The 24,796-nt window shown below is 55.9% G+C and carries 25 protein-coding genes and 1 tRNA gene; 18 read left to right on the top strand and 8 right to left on the bottom strand.

Annotated elements, in window-relative coordinates; translation table 11 throughout:
* Window positions 1–45: 45 nt before the first annotated feature.
* Entirely contained in the window at window positions 46–414 is a 369-nt protein-coding gene (folB, locus tag ACOTXF_RS04335; protein ID WP_008502956.1) for a bifunctional dihydroneopterin aldolase/7,8-dihydroneopterin epimerase, read from the bottom strand.
* 107 nt (window positions 415–521) lie between these two features.
* On the opposite strand from folB, the gene plsY reads away from it, so the two are divergent.
* The 10 genes from plsY to ureG all read left to right on the top strand — a co-directional run bounded on the left by plsY (window position 522) and on the right by ureG (window position 8,380).
* Window positions 522–1,136, top strand: a complete 615-nt coding sequence (gene plsY, locus ACOTXF_RS04330; RefSeq protein WP_008502955.1) for a glycerol-3-phosphate 1-O-acyltransferase PlsY — start codon at window positions 522–524, stop codon at window positions 1,134–1,136.
* Between the two features lie 90 nt (window positions 1,137–1,226).
* Entirely contained in the window at window positions 1,227–2,693 is a 1,467-nt protein-coding gene (locus tag ACOTXF_RS04325; protein WP_032653467.1) for an MFS transporter, read from the top strand.
* 207 nt (window positions 2,694–2,900) lie between these two features.
* Window positions 2,901–3,728: an urease accessory protein UreD gene (locus tag ACOTXF_RS04320; RefSeq protein ID WP_047746784.1), complete on the top strand. Its 828-nt coding sequence runs from the start codon at window positions 2,901–2,903 to the stop codon at window positions 3,726–3,728.
* A gap of 10 nt (window positions 3,729–3,738) precedes the next feature.
* Window positions 3,739–4,041 (top strand): urease subunit gamma, encoded by a 303-nt coding sequence (locus tag ACOTXF_RS04315; protein ID WP_003862556.1) that lies wholly within the window; start codon window positions 3,739–3,741, stop codon window positions 4,039–4,041.
* A 10-nt stretch (window positions 4,042–4,051) separates the two neighbouring features.
* The gene (locus ACOTXF_RS04310) at window positions 4,052–4,366 is read left to right on the top strand and encodes an urease subunit beta (protein WP_023294581.1); all 315 of its coding nucleotides are present in this window, start codon (window positions 4,052–4,054) and stop codon (window positions 4,364–4,366) included.
* A complete protein-coding gene (ureC, locus tag ACOTXF_RS04305) occupies window positions 4,359–6,062 on the top strand; it encodes an urease subunit alpha (RefSeq protein ID WP_047746786.1) in 1,704 nt (567 codons plus the stop codon). Before ACOTXF_RS04310 ends, ureC begins: the two co-directional genes overlap by 8 nt.
* 9 nt (window positions 6,063–6,071) lie before the next feature.
* Window positions 6,072–6,530, top strand: coding sequence for an urease accessory protein UreE (ureE, locus tag ACOTXF_RS04300; protein ID WP_032675515.1), 459 nt, complete (start codon window positions 6,072–6,074; stop codon window positions 6,528–6,530).
* A 9-nt stretch (window positions 6,531–6,539) separates the two neighbouring features.
* Window positions 6,540–7,079 carry a HupE/UreJ family protein gene (locus ACOTXF_RS04295; protein WP_032653478.1) on the top strand — a complete coding sequence of 180 codons (540 nt, stop codon included), beginning with the start codon at window positions 6,540–6,542 and terminating at the stop codon, window positions 7,077–7,079.
* Window positions 7,079–7,753 carry an urease accessory protein UreF gene (locus ACOTXF_RS04290; protein ID WP_023344944.1) on the top strand — a complete coding sequence of 225 codons (675 nt, stop codon included), beginning with the start codon at window positions 7,079–7,081 and terminating at the stop codon, window positions 7,751–7,753. Before ACOTXF_RS04295 ends, ACOTXF_RS04290 begins: the two co-directional genes overlap by 1 nt.
* 9 nt (window positions 7,754–7,762) lie before the next feature.
* The gene (gene ureG / locus ACOTXF_RS04285; protein WP_008503187.1) at window positions 7,763–8,380 is read left to right on the top strand and encodes an urease accessory protein UreG; all 618 of its coding nucleotides are present in this window, start codon (window positions 7,763–7,765) and stop codon (window positions 8,378–8,380) included.
* An 87-nt stretch (window positions 8,381–8,467) separates the two neighbouring features.
* On the opposite strand, the gene tsaD is transcribed toward ureG, so the two are convergent.
* Window positions 8,468–9,481 carry a tRNA (adenosine(37)-N6)-threonylcarbamoyltransferase complex transferase subunit TsaD gene (tsaD, locus tag ACOTXF_RS04280; protein WP_008503186.1) on the bottom strand — a complete coding sequence of 338 codons (1,014 nt, stop codon included), beginning with the start codon at window positions 9,479–9,481 and terminating at the stop codon, window positions 8,468–8,470.
* A gap of 236 nt (window positions 9,482–9,717) precedes the next feature.
* Between tsaD and rpsU the strand changes: the two genes are divergently transcribed.
* From rpsU to rpoD, 3 genes are all read left to right on the top strand, one after another.
* Window positions 9,718–9,933 carry a 30S ribosomal protein S21 gene (gene rpsU, locus ACOTXF_RS04275; protein WP_001144069.1) on the top strand — a complete coding sequence of 72 codons (216 nt, stop codon included), beginning with the start codon at window positions 9,718–9,720 and terminating at the stop codon, window positions 9,931–9,933.
* A 114-nt stretch (window positions 9,934–10,047) separates the two neighbouring features.
* Window positions 10,048–11,793, top strand: coding sequence for a DNA primase (dnaG, locus tag ACOTXF_RS04270; protein WP_394815762.1), 1,746 nt, complete (start codon window positions 10,048–10,050; stop codon window positions 11,791–11,793).
* A 154-nt stretch (window positions 11,794–11,947) separates the two neighbouring features.
* On the top strand, window positions 11,948–13,795 hold the full coding sequence (gene rpoD, locus ACOTXF_RS04265; RefSeq protein WP_008503184.1) for an RNA polymerase sigma factor RpoD: 1,848 nt from the start codon (window positions 11,948–11,950) through the stop codon (window positions 13,793–13,795).
* Between the two features lie 89 nt (window positions 13,796–13,884).
* Here the strand turns inward: rpoD and mug are convergent, their stop codons facing one another.
* Window positions 13,885–14,391 carry a G/U mismatch-specific DNA glycosylase gene (gene mug / locus ACOTXF_RS04260; protein ID WP_008503183.1) on the bottom strand — a complete coding sequence of 169 codons (507 nt, stop codon included), beginning with the start codon at window positions 14,389–14,391 and terminating at the stop codon, window positions 13,885–13,887.
* A gap of 124 nt (window positions 14,392–14,515) precedes the next feature.
* Here mug and ACOTXF_RS04255 point away from each other — a divergent pair.
* Both ACOTXF_RS04255 and ACOTXF_RS04250 read left to right on the top strand, forming a co-directional pair.
* A tRNA-Ile gene (locus ACOTXF_RS04255) sits at window positions 14,516–14,591 on the top strand.
* Between the two features lie 232 nt (window positions 14,592–14,823).
* Window positions 14,824–15,621: a hypothetical protein gene (locus ACOTXF_RS04250; RefSeq protein ID WP_047746819.1), complete on the top strand. Its 798-nt coding sequence runs from the start codon at window positions 14,824–14,826 to the stop codon at window positions 15,619–15,621.
* Window positions 15,622–16,677: 1,056 nt separating this feature from the next.
* Here the strand turns inward: ACOTXF_RS04250 and ACOTXF_RS04245 are convergent.
* Both ACOTXF_RS04245 and ACOTXF_RS04240 read right to left on the bottom strand, forming a co-directional pair.
* Window positions 16,678–17,157 carry a hypothetical protein gene (locus ACOTXF_RS04245; RefSeq protein WP_047746822.1) on the bottom strand — a complete coding sequence of 160 codons (480 nt, stop codon included), beginning with the start codon at window positions 17,155–17,157 and terminating at the stop codon, window positions 16,678–16,680.
* On the bottom strand, window positions 17,135–17,437 hold the full coding sequence (locus ACOTXF_RS04240; protein ID WP_223861868.1) for a polymorphic toxin type 44 domain-containing protein: 303 nt from the start codon (window positions 17,435–17,437) through the stop codon (window positions 17,135–17,137). Before ACOTXF_RS04240 ends, ACOTXF_RS04245 begins: the two co-directional genes overlap by 23 nt.
* Before the next feature lie 299 nt (window positions 17,438–17,736).
* Here ACOTXF_RS04240 and ACOTXF_RS04235 point away from each other — a divergent pair, with 299 nt between their 5' ends.
* Together ACOTXF_RS04235 and ACOTXF_RS04230 are read left to right on the top strand one after the other, a co-directional pair.
* Complete coding sequence (locus ACOTXF_RS04235) at window positions 17,737–18,228, top strand: Hcp family type VI secretion system effector (RefSeq protein ID WP_047746824.1); 492 nt, start codon at window positions 17,737–17,739, stop codon at window positions 18,226–18,228.
* Window positions 18,229–18,617: 389 nt separating this feature from the next.
* Window positions 18,618–19,787 (top strand): DNA repair protein, encoded by a 1,170-nt coding sequence (locus ACOTXF_RS04230; RefSeq protein WP_048961895.1) that lies wholly within the window; start codon window positions 18,618–18,620, stop codon window positions 19,785–19,787.
* Here the strand turns inward: ACOTXF_RS04230 and ACOTXF_RS04225 are convergent, their stop codons facing one another.
* Window positions 19,788–20,552, bottom strand: coding sequence for a siderophore-interacting protein (locus ACOTXF_RS04225; protein ID WP_048961896.1), 765 nt, complete (start codon window positions 20,550–20,552; stop codon window positions 19,788–19,790).
* Between the two features lie 147 nt (window positions 20,553–20,699).
* Between ACOTXF_RS04225 and ACOTXF_RS04220 the strand changes: the two genes are divergently transcribed.
* A complete protein-coding gene (locus ACOTXF_RS04220) occupies window positions 20,700–21,194 on the top strand; it encodes a PadR family transcriptional regulator (RefSeq protein WP_048961897.1) in 495 nt (164 codons plus the stop codon).
* Here the strand turns inward: ACOTXF_RS04220 and ACOTXF_RS04215 are convergent.
* A complete protein-coding gene (locus ACOTXF_RS04215) occupies window positions 21,191–22,750 on the bottom strand; it encodes a methyl-accepting chemotaxis protein (protein WP_232927223.1) in 1,560 nt (519 codons plus the stop codon). The two genes, ACOTXF_RS04220 and ACOTXF_RS04215, sit on opposite strands and share 4 nt — an antisense overlap.
* Before the next feature lie 337 nt (window positions 22,751–23,087).
* A complete protein-coding gene (locus tag ACOTXF_RS04210) occupies window positions 23,088–24,608 on the bottom strand; it encodes a methyl-accepting chemotaxis protein (RefSeq protein ID WP_048961898.1) in 1,521 nt (506 codons plus the stop codon).
* Between the last annotated feature and the right edge of the window lie 188 nt (window positions 24,609–24,796).

Genomic DNA, 24,796 nt, shown 5'->3' with positions numbered 1-24,796 from the left:
AGTCTTGAGACCGGTATAACCTAAAATGGTTTAGCTATTATGACGTTAAATCTTCCCTTTCAGATTTGTGCCACGCTCGATAATGACGCCCACGTTGGCCGCGCGCGCCACCGCGCCCGGTTTGCTCAGCTTGATGCGCACCCACGGTGAGTTGAATTTTTTCAGCAGCAATTCTGCGACTTCTTCCGCCACCCGTTCGACCAGCGCAAAACGTTGCCCTTCCACGTGGCCGATGACCGTTTCACTGATGTCGGCATAGCTAAGACAGTCGTTCACGTCATCGCTTTTTGCCGACTTGCGGTTATCCCAGCCCATTTCGATATCGAACACCAGCTTCTGCTCGATGGTCTGTTCCCAGTCGTAAACACCAATAGTGGTGATTACCGAAAGTTGCTCTATAAATACAATATCCATCACGACCTGCCTGCTTTTTGGCTAAACCGGATACCACTTCCGGCGAATTATGCGTATTATCCACAGATGCTGAGAATACAGATACATTTTCAAAACGGAACAGCGTTATGAGTGCAATCGCGCCTGGAATGATCCTCCTCGCCTATCTTTGCGGCTCAATCTCCAGCGCCATTCTGGTCTGCCGCATCGCCGGGTTACCTGACCCGCGTGAAAGTGGTTCCGGGAATCCGGGAGCGACCAACGTACTACGAATTGGCGGCAAGGGAGCAGCCGTAGCGGTTTTGATTTTTGATGTTCTGAAAGGGATGCTACCCGTCTGGGGCGCGTATGCGCTGGGCGTCACGCCGTTCTGGCTGGGGCTCATTGCGATTGCTGCCTGTGTCGGCCACATCTGGCCCGTATTCTTCGGTTTTAAAGGTGGTAAAGGTGTGGCAACCGCTTTTGGTGCCATTGCGCCTATCGGCTGGGATTTAACCGGCGTGATGGCTGGCACCTGGCTGCTCACCATTCTGCTGAGCGGCTATTCGTCGCTGGGCGCGATCGTCAGCGCGCTGATTGCCCCGTTCTACGTCTGGTGGTTCAAACCTCAGTTCACCTTCCCGGTATCGATGCTCTCCTGCCTTATCCTGCTGCGTCATCACGACAATATTCAGCGCCTGTGGCGTCGTCAGGAGACCAAAATCTGGACGAAGCTCAAGAGGAAGAAAAAAGACGCTCCGTAAGGTTAGTTATGCCTTATAGCCAAATGTGATTTTGGTCACCTTCTGCCTGTGGTAACTGTTAATGACACAATACAACCACATAAGAAGAAAATGGCAGAAATCACAGAAACAACTCCCCTTTCAACGGCAGGAAAACGTTCCGATGGCGACATCCAGTGGGTGCGCAGCGCATCGGATGTTTCACGCCTCGTTAATGATGGTTCTCAGGGCCGGGCCAATGCTCGCATCGTGATCGGTATCGCGCTGGGCGGGATTTTCCTCGATGCCTACGATCTGGGCGCGCTGGCCTTCGGCATAAAAGATATCACCCGCGAATTTAACCTGACGCCCGCCGGTACCGGCATGGTGGCGTCCGCCATTACGTTTGGCGCGATTGTCGGGGCGCTGCTCGGCGGTTATCTCACGGATAAAATCGGGCGCTATCGCGTCTTTATGGCCGACATGCTCTTCTTCGTGGTGGCCGCCATCGCCTGTGCGCTGGCCCCGAACGAATATGTGCTGGCCGGTGCCCGCTTTGTCATGGGGCTTGGCGTCGGGATCGACCTTCCCGTGGCGATGGCATTTTTAAGCGAGTTCGCCAGGCTAAAAGGCCCCGGCAATAAGGCCTCCAGCGTCGCCATGTGGTGCCCCACCTGGTATGCCGCCATCAGTATCTCCTACCTGCTGGTGCTGTTCTTCTACGCCGTGCTGCCGGAAAGCCACAGCGACTGGCTGTGGCGCCTGATCCTTGGCTTCGGCGCGGTACCCGCGCTGGTGATTATCGCCATCCGCAGCCGCTACATGAGCGAATCGCCGGTCTGGGCGGCAAATCAGGGCAACCTGAAGGAGGCGGCGTCTATTTTGCGTCAGTCGTATAACATCAATGCCCACGTGCCGCAGGATGCGCTCAGCCAGCCAGCTCCCGTCGTGAATAAAGCGAAATGGTCCAACTATCTGAACTTGTTCCGCGGCGTCTACTTACGCCGCACAACGCTCGCCACGCTGCTGTCAGTCGTCTCTTCGTTCGCCTATAACGCGGTGGCGTTTGGTCTGCCGGTGATCATCTCCAGCTTCTTCGTCCAGTCGATGCTGACCACCATCCTGATTTCTCTGGTGCTTAACCTGCTGTTTGCCTTCGTTGGCGGACTGCTGGCGGTACGCTACGTGCCGCGCTTCGGCGCCTGGCGGATGTCGCTGGCGGGTTACGCCTGCCAGCTGGTCGCGCTGCTGGGCCTGGGGCTAATTGGTCGTCCGGAAGGCGCCACCGAAGGCGTGCTTGCCGTGGCGATGCTGGCGCTCTTCCTGTTCGGCCAGGGCTTCGGCCCGGGCGCGCATACCATGACGTTTGCCTCACTGAGCTACCCGACCTCGCTGCGCGGCGTCGGCGTTGGCCTTAACCAGACGCTGATGCGCAGCAGCTCGACGCTGTCGCTGTTCCTGTTCCCGCTGCTGGTCGCCTCGCTGGATACCGCCGTGTTCTGGGTGATTGCGCTGGCGCCATTTATCGGCCTGGCCTCGCTGCTGGCGATCCGCTGGGAGCCGTCGGGGTATGATGTGGATGCGGAGGATTACCGCTAGCCTTTCCTGCCGGGTGGCGCTGCGCTTACCCAGCCTACATTGCGCATTCTCTTGTAGGCCCGTGCAAGCGTAGCGCCGCCGGGCGATTATAAAAGTTAGAAACCGGCTCATATGAGCCGTTTTTTATCCATAAGCGACTCATATGACAGCCTTCAATTCTGCCAGGGCATACTGAAACGACCCCGATGATGAGCAGATGGATGCAGCATGTTAGCAGCTCAGGTCACTGATAATTCGTACAAAGGCTGGCAGGCGTCGCTTGCCCTGCAGTTTTGTCACACCCCTGAGAAAACCCTCCTGCACTCCGCTCATCACGTCGGGCCGCTTACCGTTCAGCGTCCATTTTATCCCGAAGGCGAAACCTGCCACCTTTACCTGCTGCACCCGCCGGGCGGGGTTGTGGGCGGCGATACGCTGGACATTTCCGTTCGGCTGGACGCCAAAAGCCACACGCTTATCACCATGCCCGGCGCCAGCAAGTTTTATCGCAGCAGCGGCCCGCAGGCGCGTCTGAGCCAGCATTTTTATCTCGATGAGGGATCAACGCTGGAGTGGCTGCCGCAGGACACCATTATCTTCCCCGGGGCGAATGCCGCGCTGCGCTCCGTCTTCCACCTGAAGGCCTCCAGCACGCTGCTGGCGTGGGAGCTGTACTGTCTGGGACGACCGGTAATCAATGAGACCTTCAGCCACGGCACGCTGGAGAGCCGCCTTGAAGTCTGGGTTGAGGACGAACCGCGCCTGATTGAGCGTCAGCACCTCGGCGACGGCGATCTCACGCCCGTTGCCGGACACCCGTGGATCGGCACACTGCTGTTCTATCCGGCCAATGAAGAACATCTCGACACGGTGCGCGCGCTGCTCGCGCCTCTGGGCCATTTTGCGGGGGCAACGCTCACCGACGAGCTGCTGTCGGTGCGTTTTCTCTCCCACGACAACCTGATTTGCCAGCGGGTGATGCGCGATATCTGGCAGTCGCTTCGCCCGCTTCTCACCACCAAAACCGCCTGTTCGCCGCGTATCTGGCAGACATAAGAGAAACGTTATGGAACTGACCCCCAGAGAAAAAGACAAGCTGTTGCTGTTTACCGCCGCGCTGGTTGCCGAACGCCGCCTTGCGCGCGGGGTAAAGCTCAATTACCCGGAATCGGTCGCGCTGATCAGCGCCTTCATCATGGAAGGCGCGCGCGATGGCGAAACCGTCGCCTCGCTGATGGAGGCGGGCCGCCACGTCCTGACGCGCGACCAGGTGATGGAGGGCGTGCCGGAGATGATCCCGGACATTCAGGTGGAAGCCACCTTCCCGGACGGATCCAAGCTCGTCACCGTCCACAACCCGATCGTCTAAGGAGCGCGTGATGATCCCAGGCGAATACCAGATCCAGCCCGGCACGATTGCGATCAACGTCGGGCGCGAAACCCAAACCGTGATTGTCGAAAATCACGGCGACAGGCCGATCCAGGTCGGATCGCACTATCACTTTTACGAGGTCAACCCGGCGCTGAAGTTTGACCGTGAGGCGACCCGAGGCTACCGGTTAAACATCCCGGCCGGCACCGCCGTGCGCTTTGAGCCCGGCCAGAAGCGGGAAGTGACGCTGGTTCAGGTCTCGGGTGCGCAGCGCATTGTCGGCTTTCGCGGCGAGGTAATGGGCGAGGTGAAACATGGCTGAGATTTCGCGCCAGGCTTACGCCGATATGTTCGGCCCCACCACCGGGGATAAAGTGCGGCTGGCCGACAGCGAGCTGTGGATTGAAGTAGAAGACGATCTCACGATCTACGGCGAAGAGGTCAAGTTCGGCGGCGGGAAGGTGATCCGCGACGGCATGGGTCAGGGGCAGATGACCGCAGACGACTGCGTGGATCTGGTGCTGACCAACGCGCTGATCGTCGATCACTGGGGGATCGTGAAAGCCGATATTGGCGTCAAGAACGGGCGGATCTTTGCTGTCGGTAAAGCCGGGAACCCGGACATCCAGCCCGGCGTGACGATCCCGATTGGCGCGGCGACGGAAGTGATTGCCGCCGAAGGGAAGATCGTCACCGCAGGCGGGATCGACACCCACATCCACTGGATCTGCCCGCAGCAGGCGGAAGAGGCGCTGGTCTCCGGCGTCACCACCATGATCGGCGGCGGCACCGGTCCGGCGGCGGGCACCAACGCCACCACCTGTACGCCGGGGCCGTGGTATATCGCCCGCATGCTGCAGGCTGCCGATACGCTGCCGGTGAATATCGGCCTGCTCGGCAAGGGTAACGGTTCCAACCCGGCGGCCCTGCGCGAGCAGATCGCCGCGGGCGCAATCGGGCTGAAGATCCACGAAGACTGGGGCGCCACGCCTGCGGCGATCAACTGCTCGCTGGAGGTGGCCGAAGAGATGGACATTCAGGTGGCGCTGCACAGCGACACGCTGAACGAGTCCGGGTTTGTCGAAGATACGCTGGCCGCCATTGGCGGGCGCACCATCCACACCTTCCACACCGAAGGGGCGGGCGGTGGCCACGCGCCGGATATCATCACCGCCTGCGCGCACCCGAATATTCTGCCCTCCTCCACCAACCCGACGCTGCCCTACACGGTCAATACCATCGACGAGCATCTCGACATGCTGATGGTTTGTCATCACCTCGACCCGGATATTGCCGAGGACGTGGCGTTTGCCGAATCCCGCATTCGTCGTGAAACCATCGCCGCGGAAGACGTGCTGCACGACATCGGCGCGTTTTCGCTCACGTCGTCAGACTCGCAGGCCATGGGCCGCGTTGGGGAAGTGATTATCCGCACCTGGCAGGTCGCGCACCGCATGAAGGTTCAGCGCGGCGCGCTGCCGGAAGAGACCGGCGATAACGACAACTTCCGCGTGAAGCGCTATGTCGCCAAGTACACCATTAACCCGGCGCTGACCCACGGTATCGCCCACGAAGTGGGCTCGATTGAGGCGGGCAAGCTGGCAGATCTGGTGGTCTGGTCCCCGGCGTTCTTCGGCGTCAAGCCCACCACCATCGTCAAAGGTGGGATGATCGCCTGCGCGCCGATGGGCGACATCAACGCTTCAATCCCCACGCCGCAGCCGGTCCATTACCGCCCGATGTTTGGATCGCTGGGCGCCGCGCGCCACGCCACACGGCTGACGTTTATCTCGCAGGCCGCCAGTGCGAACGGTATCCCCCAGCAGCTCAACCTGCAGAGCGCCACGGCGGTGGTGAAAGGCTGCCGGACGGTGAAAAAGGCCGACATGATCCATAACGCTCTGCAACCGAACATCACCGTCGACTCGCAAACCTACGAGGTGCGCGTCGACGGCGAACTGATTACCAGCGAACCGGCTGACGTTCTGCCGATGGCGCAACGCTATTTCCTGTTTTGAGGAGTGATGATGATTTATCTGACCCAACGCCTGGACCACGCGCACCCGACTACCGCCAGCGTCACGCTGCCGATTGACGTGCGGGTGAAAAGCCGCGCCCGCGTAGCGCTGAACGACGGCCGCGAAGCCGGGCTGATGCTGCCGCGCGGCCTGCTGCTGCGCGGGGGGGACCTGCTGACCACCGACGACGGCAGCGAAGTGATCGAAGTGATCGCCGCCCCGGAGTCGGTCTCCGTGGTGCGCTGTGCCGATCCTTTCCTGCTCGCCCGCGCCTGCTACCACCTGGGCAACCGCCACGTGCCGCTGCAGGTGATGCCCGGCGAGCTGCGCTATCACCACGATCACGTTCTCGACGACATGCTGCGCCAGTTTGGGCTGGAGGTGACCTACGCCAGCCTGCCGTTTGAACCGGAAGCGGGCGCTTACGCCAGCGATGCCCATAGCCATTCTCACGCCCATTCACATTAAGGATCCATCATGCGCAAGTTACTCCCCCTGTTACTGCTGGCTTTTTCCGTTCCCGCGCTCGCGCATCCCGGCCACGGTGCCGACAGCTTTCAGGCTGGTTTTTTCCATCCGCTGACCGGGCTCGATCATCTCCTGATGCTCACCGGTGCAGGCGTGCTCTCGGCACTGAGCGGCCGCAAGCTCCTGCTGCCGTTTGCCACCCTCGGGATGATGCTTGTCGGCGCCATCGCAGGCAGCCTGCTCGGCGGCTTTAGCGGCATGGAGATGCTGATTATTGCCTCGCTGGCGGTCAGCGGCGTGATGATGTTTAAGACTGAAAACCGTCTGCTGCTCGCGGTGCCTGCCCTGGCGATGTTCCACGGCTGGGCGCACGGCGTGGAGATGTCCGGCCATAGCTTCTGGCTGTTCACCAGCGGGTTTATGTTCGCCAGCGCCACGGTGCTGTGCGCCAGCTTTGCCGCTGGGCTGCTGCTGCGCCGTCACGACGGTCTGCGTAAAACCTTCGGCGGCGGGCTGATCGTCTCCGCCCTGCTGGCGCTGATGAGCTGATGGAGCACGCCCGCCAGTGGCTGCGCCTGATGCAGCTCTCCAGCAGCAGCCTGCCGGTCGGGTCGTTTACCTGGTCGCAGGGGCTGGAGTGGGCCGTGGAGGCGGGCTGGGTCACGGACGCCGACGCCTTTAAACGCTGGCAGATCCAGCAGATGGAGCAGAGTTTTTTCTGCGTCGATCTGCCGCTGTTTCACCGTCTCTGCCAGGCCTGCAATCGGAACGACCTGGCGACGGCCAGACGCTGGACGGCATACCTGCTCGCCTGTCGGGAAACGCGCGAGCTGCGCGAAGAAGAACGCAACCGCGGAGCGGCCTTTACGCGTCTCATCAAAAGCTGGGAGCCGGACTGCCCGGCAGAATGGCTGGCGCTGTGCAGGCAAAGCCAGCTCTGCGGCATGGCGTGGCTCGGCGTGCGCTGGGGCATTGACGTGCGCGAGCTGGCGCTGAGCCTCGGTTACAGCTGGATTGAGAGCGCGGTCATGGCAGGCGTCAAGCTGGTGCCGTTTGGGCAGCAGGCCGCGCAGCAGCTGATTATCGAACTGAGCGACCATTTTGCCGCCGGGCTTGAACAGGCCTTTTTACGTCGCGACGACGCGCTGGGAGCAGCTACGCCGCTGTCCGCCATCGCCTCCGCGCGCCACGAAACCCAATATTCACGACTATTCCGTTCCTGAGGAGTCAACATGGCTGATTACAAACATCCCCTGCGCGTGGGCGTGGGTGGCCCGGTAGGGTCGGGCAAAACCGCGCTGCTGGAAGCGCTCTGCAAGGCAATGCGCGACACGTATCACCTGGCGGTGGTGACCAACGATATCTACACCAAAGAGGATCAGCGCATCCTGACCGAGGCGGGCGCGCTGGCACCGGAGCGCATCGTGGGCGTGGAGACCGGCGGCTGCCCGCATACCGCCATCCGCGAAGACGCCTCGATGAACCTGGCGGCGGTGGAAGCGCTCAGCGAGAAGTTCGGCAATCTGGATCTGATCTTCGTGGAAAGCGGCGGGGACAACCTGAGCGCGACCTTCAGCCCGGAGCTGGCGGATCTGACCATCTACGTGATTGACGTGGCCGAAGGGGAAAAAATTCCGCGCAAGGGCGGGCCGGGGATCACCAAGTCCGATTTTCTGGTGATTAACAAAACCGATCTCGCGCCGTACGTCGGCGCCTCGTTGGAGGTGATGGAGCGCGACACCAACCGCATGCGCGGCGAGCGTCCGTGGACCTTTACCAACCTGAAAGCGGGAGACGGTCTGGGGACGATTATTGCGTTTCTGGAAGAGAAAGGGATGCTGCGGGTGTAGTGCGGGTTATTGCCGGGTGGCGGCTTCGCCTGACCCGGCCTACGGTTTTGTAGGCCCGGTAAGCGCAGCGCCACCGGGCAAAAAAACTCACGCCTCAGGCAGTTCCGCCAGCGGCCAGCGCGGACGCACGGACACGCTCAGGTCAGACGTTGCGCCCGCATTCAGGCGCACCATACCGGCGTAGGCAATCATCGCACCGTTATCGGTACAGAATTCGGGACGGGCGTAGAACACTTCCCCACGACGCTTTTGCATCATCTCGGCGAGCTTCGCGCGCAGCGTGCGGTTGGCGCTGACGCCGCCCGCCATCACCAGACGCTTGAAGCCGGTCTGATCCAGCGCGCGCTTGCACTTGATCATCAGCGTATCCACCACCGCATCTTCAAACGCGCGGGCGATATCGGCGCGGGTCTGCTCGCTGTCGTCGTTATTGCGGATCGTGTTGGCCGCGAAGGTTTTCAGCCCGGAGAAGCTGAAGTCCAGCCCCGGACGGTCGGTCATCGGACGCGGGAAGACAAAGCGCCCTTCCGTTCCCTGCGCCGCCATTTTGGACAGCATCGGGCCGCCTGGGTAATCCAGCCCCAGCAGCTTGGCGGTTTTGTCGAACGCTTCACCGGCAGCGTCGTCGATTGACTCGCCCAGCAGCTCGTACTTGCCAATGCCCGTGACGCTAATCAGCTGCGTATGGCCGCCGGAGACCAGCAGCGCCACAAACGGGAATTCAGGCGGATTCTCTTCCAGCATCGGTGCCAGAAGGTGCCCTTCCATATGGTGAACCGGGATGGCCGGCACATCCCACGCGAAGGCCAGCGAACGGCCAACGGTCGCACCGACCAGCAGCGCGCCGACCAGACCCGGACCCGCAGTGTAGGCTACGGCATCAATATCGGTTGAACTTAACCCGGCCTCTTTCAGCGCCGCCTGAATCAGGGGAACCGTTTTACGCACGTGGTCACGAGAGGCCAGTTCAGGCACGACGCCTCCGTAGTCAGCGTGCAATTTCACCTGACTATACAGTTGGTTGGCCAGAAGCCCTTTTTCGTCGTCGTAAATGGCGATGCCGGTTTCATCGCAGGATGTTTCAATACCCAGTACACGCATGACTTGTTTTACCTCGTTTCAATACCGCGCAGTGTAGAGCCTGGGCGGGTTGATGTAAAACTTTGTTCGCCCCAGGAAGAAGGCTCGTGTATACTCCTCACCCTTATTAAAGTCCCTTTCAAAATCGCATCGGTGCTTTACAAAGCAGCAGCATTTGCAGTAAAATTCCGCACCATTTTGAAATAAGCTGGCGTTGATGCCAGCGGCAAACCGAATTTATTAAAGGTGAGAGTTACATGCCGGTAATTAAAGTACGTGAAAACGAGCCGTTCGACGTAGCACTGCGTCGCTTCAAACGTTCATGCGAGAAAGCAGGTGTTCTGGCTGAAGTTCGTCGTCGTGAGTTTTATGAAAAACCAACGACCGAACGTAAGCGCGCTAAAGCTTCCGCTGTGAAACGTCACGCGAAGAAACTGGCTCGCGAAAACGCACGCCGTACTCGTCTGTACTAATTGGTTGAGGGCCTCAGCCCTCAATTGACAGACAGAGTAGTAGTCGTAAGGCCGTGCTTCCGGAAGGAATGCGCGGCTTGTTTTCGTTTATAAGTCGCTTAAATTTTGGGGCATATGGCCGGAAGAATCCCACGCGTTTTCATCAATGACCTGCTCGCCAGAACCGACATCGTCGATCTCATCGACGCGCGGGTAAAGCTGAAGAAGCAGGGCAAGAATTACCATGCGTGCTGTCCGTTCCATAACGAAAAAACCCCCTCCTTCACCGTAAACGGTGAAAAGCAGTTTTACCATTGCTTCGGCTGTGGTGCTCACGGTAATGCCGTCGATTTTTTAATGAACTACGACAAGCTCGAGTTCGTTGAAACCGTCGAAGAGCTGGCGGCAATGCATAACCTTGAAGTGCCGTATGAAGCTGGCAGTGGGCCAAGTCAGATCGAGCGCCATCAACGGCAAACGCTGTATCAACTGATTGATGGCCTGAATTCGTTTTACCAACAGTCTCTTAAGCACTCTGCGGCTGAGCCTGCGCGTCAGTATCTGAACAAGCGCGGACTGAGCGACGATGTTATTGCGCGTTTCGCTATTGGCTACGCCCCGCCCGGCTGGGACAACGTGTTAAAGCGTTTTGGTGGCAATAGCGAAGATCGTAAGTCTCTCATCGATGCAGGCATGCTGGTCACCAACGACCAGGGACGAAGCTACGACCGCTTCCGCGAACGGGTAATGTTCCCAATCCGCGACAAGCGAGGCCGGGTAATTGGTTTTGGTGGTCGCGTGCTGGGTGATGCCCTGCCGAAGTACCTCAACTCCCCGGAAACCGATATTTTCCATAAGGGCCGCCAGCTTTACGGCCTTTATGAGGCGCAGCAGGATAACGCGGAACCACCGCGTCTTCTGGTCGTCGAAGGCTATATGGACGTCGTTGCGCTGGCGCAGTACGACATTAACTACGCGGTTGCGTCGTTAGGAACGTCCACGACGGCGGATCACATCCAGCTGCTGTTCCGCGTGACCAACAACGTGATTTGTTGTTACGACGGAGACCGCGCCGGACGCGATGCCGCCTGGCGCGCGCTGGAAACCGCGCTACCCTATATGACCGACGGGCGTCAGTTGCGCTTTATGTTCCTGCCCGACGGTGAAGACCCGGATACGCTGGTGCGTAAAGAGGGCAAAGCGGCGTTTGAAGCGCGGATGGAGCAGGCACAGCCGCTCTCCACGTTTTTGTTTAACAGCCTGATGCCGCAGGTCGATTTGAGTACTCCTGACGGGCGCGCGCAGCTCAGCACGCTGGCGCTGCCGTTAATCAGTCAGGTGCCCGGCGAAACGCTGCGCATCTACCTGCGTCAGGAGTTAGGCAACAAGCTCGGCATTCTGGATGACAGCCAGCTTGAACGTTTAATGCCTAAACAGGCTGAAAACGGTGCGGTTCGCCCCGCGCCTCAGCTAAAACGCACAACCATGCGTATACTGATAGGGTTACTGGTACAAAACCCCGAGCTGGCGCCACAGGTGCCGTCGCTGGCGGGTTTGAACCACGAAAAATTGCCCGGACTTGGCTTATTTTCAGAACTGGTCAACACCTGTTTGTCTCAGCCAGGTCTGACCACCGGACAACTTTTAGAGCATTATCGCGGCACAAAAGAGGCCGCTACCCTTGAAAAATTGTCGATGTGGGACGATATAGCAGATAAGGACATTGCAGAAAAAACGTTCACCGACTCACTCAACCATATGTTTGATTCGATGCTTGAGCTGCGCCAGGAAGAGTTGATAGCTCGCGAGCGCACACACGGTTTGAGCAGCGAAGAACGCCGGGAGCTCTGGATGATTAACCAGGAACTGGCGAAGAAATAAAGAAATTTAACGGCTTAAGTGCCGAATATCGATCGGGAAGCCCCCGGCAGCCGCACTGAGAGGCAGCGGCAAAAATATAAGTACGCCCTCGCTTTAAAGGTTGGCAGCCCCATCGCCGACACCAATCAAACGAATTAAGTGTGGATACCGTCTTATGGAGCAAAACCCGCAGTCACAGCTGAAACTTCTTGTCCAACGTGGTAAGGAGCAAGGCTATCTGACCTATGCCGAGGTCAATGACCATCTGCCGGAAGATATCGTCGATTCAGATCAAATCGAAGACATCATCCAAATGATCAATGACATGGGCATTCAGGTGATGGAAGAAGCACCGGATGCCGATGATCTGTTGCTGGCTGAAACCTCCAACAACACTGACGAAGATGCGGAAGAAGCTGCTGCACAGGTACTGTCCAGCGTGGAATCTGAAATCGGGCGTACCACTGACCCGGTCCGCATGTACATGCGCGAAATGGGTACCGTTGAACTGTTGACCCGCGAAGGCGAAATTGACATCGCAAAACGCATCGAAGATGGGATCAACCAGGTTCAGTGCTCTGTTGCCGAGTACCCGGAAGCGATCACCTATCTGCTGGAGCAGTACGATCGCGTTGAAGCGGAAGAAGCGCGCCTGTCTGACCTGATCACCGGTTTTGTCGACCCGAACGCTGAAGAAGATATGGCACCTACCGCCACTCACGTCGGTTCTGAACTGTCTCAGGAAGAGATGGATGATGACGAAGACGAAGATGAGGAAGAGAGCGACGACGACAGCGCCGATGATGACAACAGCATCGACCCGGAACTGGCGCGCGAGAAGTTTGCCGAGCTGCGTACTCAGTACGAAGTGACGCGTGACACCATCAAAGCGAAAGGCCGCAGCCACGCAGCCGCTCAGGAAGAGATCCTGAAACTGTCTGAAGTGTTCAAACAGTTCCGCCTGGTGCCAAAACAGTTCGACTACCTGGTGAACAGCATGCGCGTGATGATGGATCGCGTACGTACCCAGGAACGCATCATCATGAAGCTGTGCGTTGAGCAGTGCAAAATGCCGAAGAAGAACTTCATCACCCTCTTCACCGGCAACGAAACCAGCGAAACCTGGTTCAACGCGGCTATTGCGATGAACAAGCCGTGGTCTGAAAAACTACACGACGTGAAAGAAGACGTGTATCGCGGCCTGCAGAAGCTGCAGCAGATTGAAGAAGAGACCGGCCTGACCATCGAGCAGGTTAAAGATATCAACCGTCGCATGTCCATCGGTGAAGCGAAAGCCCGCCGTGCGAAGAAAGAGATGGTTGAAGCGAACTTGCGTCTGGTTATCTCTATCGCCAAGAAATACACCAACCGCGGTCTGCAGTTCCTGGATCTGATTCAGGAAGGCAACATCGGTCTGATGAAAGCGGTAGATAAGTTTGAATACCGTCGTGGTTACAAGTTCTCCACCTACGCAACCTGGTGGATCCGTCAGGCTATCACCCGCTCTATCGCGGATCAGGCGCGCACCATCCGTATTCCGGTGCATATGATTGAGACCATCAACAAGCTCAACCGTATTTCCCGCCAGATGCTGCAGGAGATGGGTCGCGAGCCGACGCCGGAAGAGCTGGCCGAGCGCATGCTGATGCCGGAAGACAAGATCCGTAAAGTGCTGAAGATCGCCAAAGAACCAATCTCCATGGAAACACCAATTGGTGATGATGAAGATTCGCATCTGGGTGATTTCATCGAGGATACCACCCTCGAGCTGCCGCTGGACTCTGCCACCACCGAAAGCCTGCGTGCCGCAACGCACGATGTTCTGGCTGGCCTGACCGCCCGTGAAGCGAAAGTGCTGCGTATGCGTTTCGGTATCGATATGAACACCGACCACACGCTGGAAGAAGTGGGTAAACAGTTCGACGTTACCCGCGAACGTATCCGTCAGATCGAAGCGAAGGCGCTGCGTAAGCTGCGTCACCCAAGCCGCTCTGAAGTGCTGCGTAGCTTCCTGGACGACTAATCTGTTCTGACAGTGAAAAAGCTCCCAATCGGGAGCTTTTTTTGTTTATTCCCTCGACCTGTGGGTGAGGGCATCAGACCGCAAAGGAGCTAAAGCCCCCGCACCATCAGCGCCTCATCCAGCTCCCTGTAGGCCTCCACCAGCTTATCCAGCGTCGCCCTGTTGAGCCCGCTCGGGTTCGGCAACACCCACACCTGCGTAACGCCAATCATGATGCTCTGCTTACCCCACTTAGCCCCACGCTGGCTGAATGCCTGCTCGTAGGCCTGCTTGCCGAGGATCGCCAGCGCGGCCGGCTGGTAGTCTTCAATCTTCTTCACCAGCTCCCGCCCGCCGCTGCGCAGTTCATGCAGGTTGACCTCGCTTGCCTGTACCGTCGGCCGCTCGACCAGCATTGTAATTCCGCAGCGCGTGTCCAGCAGATGCTGCTCCTCTTCGGGCTTGAGTAACCTGTCGGTAAACCCGGCCTGGTAGATCACCTTCCAGAAGCGATTGCCCGGATGGGCAAAGTGAAAACCGGTGTGCGCCGAGGACTTGCCCGGGTTGATTCCGCAGAACACCACCCGCAGGCCAGGGGCCAGAATGTCGTTGATCATCTTTACTCCCGCTGATACATCGTTATGGAAGTATAAAGGATTGATAATGCGTTGTTTATAAAAACAGCAGGCAGGTGTGAATGGCTGGATTGCTGCGGGGAGTTACTTTATAATTCACCGCCACGGCCCCTTAGCTCAGTGGTTAGAGCAGGCGACTCATAATCGCTTGGTCGCTGGTTCAAGTCCAGCAGGGGCCACCAAATTTTAGCTTTAAAATCATATGATTAAGCCACTCGATTGAGTGGCTTTTTTGTTGTCTAACATATGACTGTCGCAAAAGTGTCGCAAGACTTTTCGGTATCATGTCTTTCCAGACCCACTCCATACAAGTACATTGATTTAGCAGAGTTCTTCTTAAAGAAAATTTTGTCGCTGTTCTGTCTTTCTTAGACCGGTTGGCAACAAACGTCGACTAATCCGAGGAAACGCAATATGACTGAAAGTGCTGCATGTACGAGCAGGAACATACCAAGACCTATTCAGAGGGAAGTCCGGCAACGCTGTGGGTTTGGATGTGTAATTTGTGGGACCCCCCTATATGAATATGAACATATGGAGGAATGGGCGGAAGTGAAAAGACACGTTGCAGAGGAGATCACCCTGCTATGTGATAAACATCATAAAGAAAAAACTAATGGGTGGCTGCCAAAAGAAGATGTACGCAAAGCCAATCTAGACCCTTTCAACCTTCGTGCAGGGGTATCTCCGCCATACACGCTTCATTTTTCAGGCTCCGAGATGAGCGTAAAAATTGGGACTGATGAGTTTTTCACTCCGATCACAGAAGAACAATCCTTTGTTTGGGGCGCTCCAGTGATGGTGGATGGAATTCCACTTATAGGTTTTGTTATTCAAGACAATCATATCTTGCTCAACGTTAACTTATTCGACCGTGAAAATAACCCTTTGCTATCAATCATAAACAACCAGTTGATTTACAACATTAATGCTTGGGACATACAACTTGTCGGCACAAAATTGACTATAAGAGAAAAAGAGAGAGTAATTTTGCTCGAGATTGATTTTAAACCTCCTAATAAAGTTGTGATAACAAGAGGGAGCCTATATTGCAACGGGGTAGAAGTTAAGATAAATGGTGATGAACTAAGAATAAATGAGTCTGGCTTCACTTCAGGAAATAAATTTTGGTGTAATGTCGGTATTGGGATCGGCAGCCGAAGCCACAATCAAGGCACTTGTGGGCTAGCCATGCAAATTAATCGTAGATGAAGAATTCCAATTGAGCCAAATCCCGGACGGTTCGGCTCAACCACTGAGCCAAAAAGTTATATTTCCTTATAAAATTGCTTACAACTCTTGTTATTAAGCTAAATCGCATCGGTGAGCGTCGGTTGCTCTGTTTTGTATGCTACGCCACGCGGCTTAATCCATGACCAGTGCTTTCGATTGTTGCATCCCAAGTTTCCGCAGATTCCCATATGAAGTACAGTTTGCCCACTCGCAAAAAATGATCTAGGTCGTTCAATTTTTTCACTCCAGTCCCATTGTAAATTTCACTGTCAACCCGCCCCCCATTTGACTTCTGCTAATTTTTCAAAGTTATGTTTCTGTATATGACTCGCTCCTCCAGCTTCACATAAAACAATAAATATCCTTATTTATCTGTTGGTTGAGAATTCACAAAATCCTCATCGGATCCATTTCACTGAAAAATACTGAAATTCTTTTCAATCTTTTTCAGTTTCGGTTTTCCACAAAGCCGCCAGCACTGGCGCGGTCTGGCGGTCTGGTTTGAAGAAAAATAAAACTGAAAAATTTTTATGATCCAAAAACCGCAGGCGGGTGCGGTAATGTTTGGGGCGCACTCACGCCGGTTGCAGCTAGTGGAGCAAACTGCATAAACCACAACAATTAAAATGATATTATGTTCTGCGCCCGGCGTGTCCATCATCACATTTTAGAGATTCATGCTGTGAACTGTTATTTGTGACGAGCGCCAGAACCTTAGCAAAACTTAACATTTCAAATTGCGAATTCGTAATTTTGACGGATCCGCGTGTCGGTTTCGTTTTTTAACGGTAATTTTCTGCGAATTCGCAGATCGTATGTGGGGGATTCTGGCTGTAATTTTTGCAGGGAAGTTCTTCCCTGACAATATCAACCGGATCTCCCCCTCGCCCCAGCCATTAACCTGCATGGGTAATACCCGGCGGGCAATCACAATGTACTTTTGATCCATGAACCGCTACGGGTACGCCGTGAAACGTACACGCGGCTCATCGAGTCATTGACACGACCGCAGGGGATTTTTAAATAAATAATTATCTATCGACTAAATTTCCCCTTGCCCCAGCCCTCGCCCTCGCCACGGGCCGTTAAGTCGATTGACGGCGCGGCAGCTATTCCCTCAGCATCATAAAAAAATGCGGACGTTGTAAAGCTGTACACGGTGCCATAAACAGTAAATGAGATATTGTTGCCTATGCCGTCAACTTTCGCACGGGCGGTGTTCGCGGTAAGCGTTGGGGCGATATGTTGTTTTTCGAGAGCCGCCAGCGGATCGCCGTCAATCTTGCTTGCTAAAAAATAACGATATACTTCCCCTGTGGTCATGTTCGAGCCGTCATATTCAGTTATATATAACCACGTACGGGGCGTGAGTTGGCGAACCTCATAAAGTTTGTCACTCACCGTTAAGCGCTGGATATGCTGAAAATAACAGTATCCCGCAATCACGATAGCCATGGTGAATGTAGCCACCCAATGCAACATCTTAAACGCCTTAATAGTGGTGCTGCTTAACATAGTCTATGCCTTGCTTTATCCAAAATTGGTCCATCGGATCATCACCAAACGGCGGGGCCCCCGTAAAATTGCCCCATTCCGGCCTTGATGTGCCGGCCTTCCACTGCGCCGCGCCAGCGGCAATAAGCAAAATCTTTTCAGGGATGCACGCTGCATAACCCACAGCGCCGTAATGAAAATTTCCGAAGTCAGCGTAAGCCCGTTTTTGTTGTTTGTAATCCCACGTCCCACCGTTCCTTACTCGCTCATAAAACCACGTATACGTAAGCGGGGTGGCCATGTCCTGAACTCCGTGACGCGCCCGCGCAAGCCTGATGTGTTCGCGCAATATCTCCAGCCCGCGGGGCGGGTAAATCGGTATACATGCCATCGTTATTCCCTTTTGCCTGGCAAAACCAGCAACATAAGAGCAACAGCACGGCGCGATACTGTTTGAGATCAATCTATTAATTTTATTTGCAACATCAATAAGTAACCCGATTAAATAACACGAATCTATAACAAAATTTGTATCACCTGCGATCGGTTTTTAGCCGTTAATGAGGGTTTATTCTCTTTACATAAAATGGAGTTTTAAAAATGGCTATTCCTGCTTATCTGTGGCTTAGAGACGATGGCGGCAACCCGATTTATGGATCTGTGGATGTTCAAAACCGCGAGGGAAGCATTGAGGTGCTTTCTTTTAGTCACGGCCTGTTAGTTCCTACCGATAACAACACGGGCAAAATCACCGGTACACGCGTACATGCGCCGCTCGTAATAGAAAAGGAGTTTGATAGCTCCAGCCCATATCTTTATAAGGCCGTAGCTACCGGGCAGACGCTGAAAAGCGCGGAAATTAAGTGGTATAAAATCAACGATGCGGGGCAAGAGGTAGAGTATTTCAACATGCTGTTGGAAAACGTCCGGATAGTCAGCATTAACCCAGTTATGCATAACTGCAAAGAGCCAGGTTTACAGATGCATAATCATAATGAGGGCGTACAGCTGCGCTATGAGCGGATCACCTGGAAGTATTGCGATGGGAACGTCCAATATTCAGACGCGTGGAACGAGCGTGTAACAGCGTAAAAAAAAGGGCGGTTAATCCGCCCTATATTGTTTTTAGTGCCAATTCTTTCGCACCTTGGGTTTGCCAGCACGTAGCCTCCCTCGATGGCAATACCTCGCGCGACCACCCGGTGCCGGCTCTCCGCACTTCTTACACGTTTGGGGTATTTTAATCATGCTTAATGCTGTTAAGCATTCTCTGGCAGTTACCGCCTCTGATTTTTGCTGCACCCTATGCAAGCACATACGGAATCAATCACACGTAGTCCGGCCTGCCGCTCACCCTCACAAACCCTAAAAACTAAAGAAATCCCCCATCGCGCCGATCATCATCCGTGTGTATTATTTCCTGTAGCTTTTACAACAACTAACCTTAACTCAAATACTTAAGCGCCAAAGCGAAAGGCATCATGAGCACACCGATCAAACGGCTAGAAATCATTAAAAATGCCATTGAACTGGAAGATGACGACATCATCCAGAGCCAGCTGACACGCCTGAAAAATGAAGCGTTTGACGATGATCTACAGGCAATCGTCGTGGCGCTTGAGGAGAAGAACTACACCGCGGCCATGGCGGCCATAACCGCCTGGCTGCAGGGCCAGCGCGCCGTGACGCCGTGGCGCGATCCGCAGGTGGCGGCCAGCAAGCTGGAGCTGAAGGCGCTGGAAGAGCGTCTGCGCGATCTGATTGACCGCCGCAACGCGCGGGTGCAGCAGCTTGATGAGTTCAACGATCTCTATTTCTCCCGCCTGGGGCCGCTGATGCAGCAGATCCTCGCCCTGCGTAAAACGCTGGCGGAGCTGAACCTGCGTCGTCAGCAGGCGGAAGCGCGTCGGCGCGAGGAAGATTACCGTCGCTGTCAGCACTATATGGCACAGGCGGTAGAGGTGCTGGCGACGCTCACCCAGCGCTGGCGCGATCTCCCGGCCGACTCCGTCCAGGCCGCCGAGGCGCGTAAGCATCTGGAGCAGCAAAGCAATCTGATTGCCAACCTGCTGGCCGAAGCGCTGGAGCTGGAGAGCGGCTTAACGCGCGAAGAGGAGCCTGCGCGTCAGGCGCGCGACGAGGCGAACGAAGAGTACGAGAAGTATCGCGAACAGCATCACGATGCCGAAGTGCGGCTGCGCAAAGGTAAGCATCTTTCACAAGAGGACCAGAACGAGCTCAAGCGTCTCTGGCGGCAGGCGAGCAAGCTCTGCCACCCGGATCTGGTGGCGGACGATTTGAAAGAAGAAGCCAACAGCATGATGGTACAGCTTAACCAGGCGAAGCAGCGCGGCGATGTGAAAGCCATTCGTTCGCTGGTGGCCCGCCTGCAGCAGGGCTTCGAGCCATTGATGGCAAGCGACAGGCTGAACGATCTGGAACGTATCCGCAAAAAAATGGCGCAGGTTCGCGAGCAAATCGACATTTTAGTGAACGAGCTGGCGGAGCTGGAGAAAGAGGAGTCCTGGCTGCTGGTCTCCTCGCTGAGCAATATGGAAGCGTACTTTGCTCAGCAGGAGAAAGCGCTGCACGAGGTCCGCGCCTCGCTCGAACATCAGGTGAACGAAGCGCAGCTGGATTCCGCCGCCTGATTATTTGGCGTGCCAGTATGCGCTGGCACGCACCAGCTGTGGGTCAATCGCGTCGGTTTCAAACTGACGGCTCAAGCGTTTCACCATCTTCCCTTCCCCGGTCAGCCAGATAAAGTAATCGTCCCCCGGAACGGTCAGCGCCGCCAGATGGTCAGCGACTGCCTGCTCACTGTGGCCCACCACCCACGTGATATTGAACGCGCTCAGGTCCGCCAGATAGTCCTGGTACGATTCATCCCCAACCGTCACGACCGCGTGTATGTCCGGGCGAACCGGCAGTTGAGCAATGCTCTCTAAGCGTCGGCGCAGCGCGGGCATGCCGGATTCATCGCACACGTACAGCTGCCAGGCGTAATCCTCCGGCACCACCAGCGAACCGCGCGGGCCGCCAATGGTCAGCTTGTCTCCCGCTTTCGCCTCAACCGCCCAGCTGCTGGCAATGCCGCCGTCATGAATGAAGAAATCGAGCATCAGCTCATGACGGACCTCATCATAGAGCGGCGTATAGTCGCGCGCCTGCGGACGCACGCCGTCACCCCAGTCGATGCCTTCATCGGTGACCACCGGCGGCGTAAACGTTGTCCCGGGTGCCGGGAAAAAAACTTTGGTATGGTCGTCGAAACCGCGGGAGCTAAAGCCCTCCAGCGCCTCGCCGCCTAGCACAATGCGCTGAAAACCCGCGCTGACGCGCTCAACGCGGAGCACCGTCAGCTCGCGAAAACGCAGGTCATTACGAACACGCTGTGGATAACGAGTAGATGCCATTTTTAGACCCTTTTCTGGTGAATACGATATATCTAAATCAATTTTCAAATGATAATGATTACTAATAAGGAAAAATGCAAGATCTTTTAGATTGCATCTGAATATATCTTAGATATAGTTTAGATATATCAAAACAAAGGGAATACTATGCGACACGAACACGAGGGCGGCGGACGTCGGCCGCGCTTTTTCGGCCACGGCGATTTGCGGCTGGTGATTCTGGATATCCTGACCCGCAACGCGAGCCACGGCTATGAGCTGATTAAAGAGATCGAGAACCTGACCCAGGGGAACTACACCCCGAGCCCGGGCGTCATCTATCCAACCCTGGATTATTTGCAGGATCAGGCGTTTATCACCATTACAGAAGAAGAGAACGGGCGTAAGCGCATTGCGATTACCGCTGAAGGACAACGCTGGCTGGACGAAAATCGGGAACAGCTGGAAAAGATCCAGGTGCGTATCAAAGCGCGCAGCGTCGGCTTTCAGCTACGCAAAAACCCGCAGATGAAGCGGGCGCTGGATAACTTCAAGGCGGTATTAGACCTGAAGGTGAATCAGGGAGAGCTCAGCGACGCGCAGCTTAAGCAGATTATCGGCGTAATCGACCGCGCGGCGCTGGAGATCTCCCAGCTGGATTAAGCCGGTGCGTGCTCGCTCACGCGGAAGACGCGTACCAGCTCTTTCAGGTGCATCGCCTGTTCGTTAAGCGATGCCGCCGCCGCGACGGATTCCTCCACCAGCGCGGAGTTTTGCTGGGTAGTGGCATCAATCAGGCCAATCGCGCTGTTGATCTGCGAGATCCCCTCCGTCTGCTCATGGCTGGCCTGACGGATCTCGCGCAGGATCGCATCCATCTCCTCCACGTTGTCAACCATGCCGTTGATCAGCCCACTCGCTTTTTCGACCAGGTTCATCCCGTCCTGGGTCTGGCTGGTGGAGCTCTCAATCAGCTCGCGGATTTCGCTGGCAGACGACGCGCTCTTCTGAGCAAGCTGGCGCACCTCTCCTGCCACCACCGCAAAGCCGCGGCCGTGCTCACCGGCGCGCGCCGCTTCCACCGCCGCGTTCAGCGCCAGAATGTTGGTCTGGAACGCAATAGCGTCGATCAGGTCGATAATGTCGGACATCCGGTTGGAGGTCTCGTTAATCAGGCGCATTTTGCTGGTCACCTGCTTCATCATCTCACCGTTGTTTTTGACCACCGTGGCGGCATCGGCAGAAAGGTTGGTCGCTTCACCGGTATGCGAGGCGGTATTTTTCACCGTCGCGGTGATCTGCTCCATCGAGGCGGCAGTCTGTTCAACGGAGCTGGCCTGCTCTTCCGTGCGTGCGGCCAGATCCTGGTTCCCGGCGACAATCTGCGCGGCAGCGCTGGAGATATTCTCCGAGCCGGTTTGCACCTGCTGCACAATGTCCAGCAGTCGCGTCTTCATCTCCATCAGGGCATGCAGCAGCAGGCCCGTTTCGTCTTTGCCGTGCGGCGTAATGCTGCCCGTCAGATCGCCCTCTGCAATGGCCTTTGCAAAATTCACCGCCTCACCGAGCGGGCGGGTGATGGCGCGCACGATAAACCAGCCAATCAGGCTGCCTGCCCCAACGCTAAAGAGGGTGAGGAGGATCAGCAGCAGTCGGTTAGACCTGAAATCTCCTTCCACCTGCGTGCCCGCACGCTGCATTTCGCTGTTCTGAATGGCGATCAGCTCCTTCACCTTCGCTTTATAAGCCTGCTGTACGGCGAGGGTGGTAGTCATCATCTCCTGTATGGCGCCCGCACGGTTGTTGTTCTGCACCGCCTGCAGAATACGGTAGCGTGAATCCAGGTACTGCTGGCGCACGCTGCGGATATCCGCCAGCACCTGCTGAGACTGTTGATCCTGCAAGGCGTTGTTCAGCTCGCCCAGGATCACCGTGATATGCTCGCTGATCTCTTTCAGGCGCTGCTGAGATTGCCCCGTGTAGGTACCCTGCTCGTCCAGCAGCATCAGCTGTTGAGTGCTAATAAATTCCTGGAAGTTATCAATTAACTGGTTCGCTTTTACCGTGGTCGGATAGTCATGGGTAACAATGGACTGCATCCCATTATTTGCCCGGTTCAGACTCAGCAGAGACAGGCTCGCGCTGATCGCCATCAGGACAATAAAGAACCCAAACGCCAGAAATAATTTCGTGCCGATCTTTACGTCATGAAAGAACATATTTTCTCCATCGATGTGATTATTTCTCAGACGATCGCTGTTATCGGTAACGATTTCGCTAACTTTATGAGTTTGATCGTTTTTTTATTTCATAATCCTCACAATACATAGGTGCAGGCTATTAATATGGCCTCATCGATCGTTACCAGACCGCCAAACGGGGTATTTTCGAAATAGCATTCTGAAGAACTGACTTAGGCAGGAATAAATAACTGAGGCACTTTCTTTAGTTATTTAATATTAAATTAACAACAAACCCCATTAATAGTCACAATCAGAAAAATAAAAAGCCGTTTATTCCCTACGGTATAAACGGCTTTTTTGGAACATGACTGACTCAATGGAGCACGGTCACCGCATCCTTAAGGCGTCCGGCGCGGTGCTTCACCATGGCCGAAATGTGCGCGCTCTCCTCGACCAGATCGGCGTTTTTCTGCGTGATGCTGTCGAGTTCAGCTACCGCACGGGTTAGCTCTGATAAGCCGGTTGCCTGCTCGGAGGTCGCGTGGCTGATCTGGGCGATAAGCTGGGTCACGTTTTTCACCTGCACAACGATATCATCCATCGTACGGCCCGCGGCGTGAACCTGCTCAGAGCCGGACTGCACCTTGCTGGCACTGGCATCAATGAGTTTACGAATATCGTTAGCCGCACTGGCACTGCGGCTGGCGAGATGACGGACTTCGCCCGCGACCACGGCAAACCCTTTGCCCTGCTCCCCTGCCCTTGCCGCTTCAACCGCCGCGTTCAGCGCCAGAATATTGGTCTGGAACGCGATATCGTTAATCAGGGAGGTGATCGAGCCAATGCGCTGCGTGCTGTCGGCAATGTCATCCATCGTTTTAACGACGGTTTGCATCGCGTTGCCCCCTTTCGTCGCCGCGCTGCTGGCGGCCACGGAGAGTTTGTCCACCTCGGCAGCGGTCTCGGAGTTACTCTGAACGGACGCGGCCATCTGGTTCATTGTCGCGACGGTCTGCTGCACGTTCGCGACGGTCTGACGGGTCCGATCGTTCAGATCTTCATTCCCCTGCGCCAGCCTGTCGCTCCCGTCACGGACGCTCACCACCTGGCTCGACACGTCATTGATCAACCAGCGGCACATCAGGCCAAGCTGTCCTACCGCGCGCAGCGTCAGGCCCAGCTCATCGCTGCGGTTAAGATGCTGCACGCTGTTGCGCTCGCCGGTGGCGACCTTCAGCGCCTGTCGCGCCACATTCTCTATCGGGCGGACAATCTGTTGCTCAAACAGCAGCGTTCCCATCAGCATCACCACCGCAGCGGCGGCTAGCGGTAACCAGCCTGCGGAGATGGCGGCCAGCGTGGCGGCGAGTCCGGCAAAGAGCACCGCCATCACGCTGCGCACGCGCCAGCGCAGCGGCATGGCCGGCAGCTTGCCCAGCCAGCCCTTTCCCACCACCAGCCCTTTGTGAATACGTTTTTTACAGCGCCCGTCGTTCAGCGCCCGGTAGAGCGGCTCCACGGCGGCGATCTCTTCCGCTGTGGCTCTGGTGCGAATCGACATATAGCCCGTCACCTGCCCGCGGCGCACCATCGGCACCGCGTTAGCACGCACCCAGTAGTGGTCACCGTTTTTGCGCCGGTTTTTGACAATCCCGCTCCACGGCTCGCCCTGCTGCAGCGTGTACCACATATCGGCAAACGCAGCTTTTGGCATATCGGGATGGCGCACCATATTGTGCGGCTGGCCCGTCAGCTCATCGAGCTGATAGCCGCTCACCTGAACAAAGGTGTCGTTGGCGTGGGTGATGTAGCTGTGGACGTCTGTGGTAGACATTAAGGTGGTGTCATCGTCCAGAGGATATTCATTCTGGGTGACATAGGTTGGAGAGGACATCGTGAGCATCCCTTGCAGGTTATTTGAATGTTAATTTTGTGGGTCAATGTTTTTTCGGCGGTAAACAATTTATCTTTAGTTGTTAAACTTGATGAAGATCGCAGATTTGACTTAAACCATACTTTTTGTACGATATTTTAATTCATTGATTTCAAATACTTTCGCAAAGAAATTACCGACAAAGCATG

Source organism: Enterobacter cloacae complex sp. IR53041 (genome assembly GCF_049238285.1).
Taxonomy (GTDB): domain Bacteria; phylum Pseudomonadota; class Gammaproteobacteria; order Enterobacterales; family Enterobacteriaceae; genus Enterobacter; species Enterobacter roggenkampii.
The sequence above is the reverse complement of the archived record's forward strand: the minus strand, read 5'-3'. Positions and strand labels throughout refer to the sequence as shown.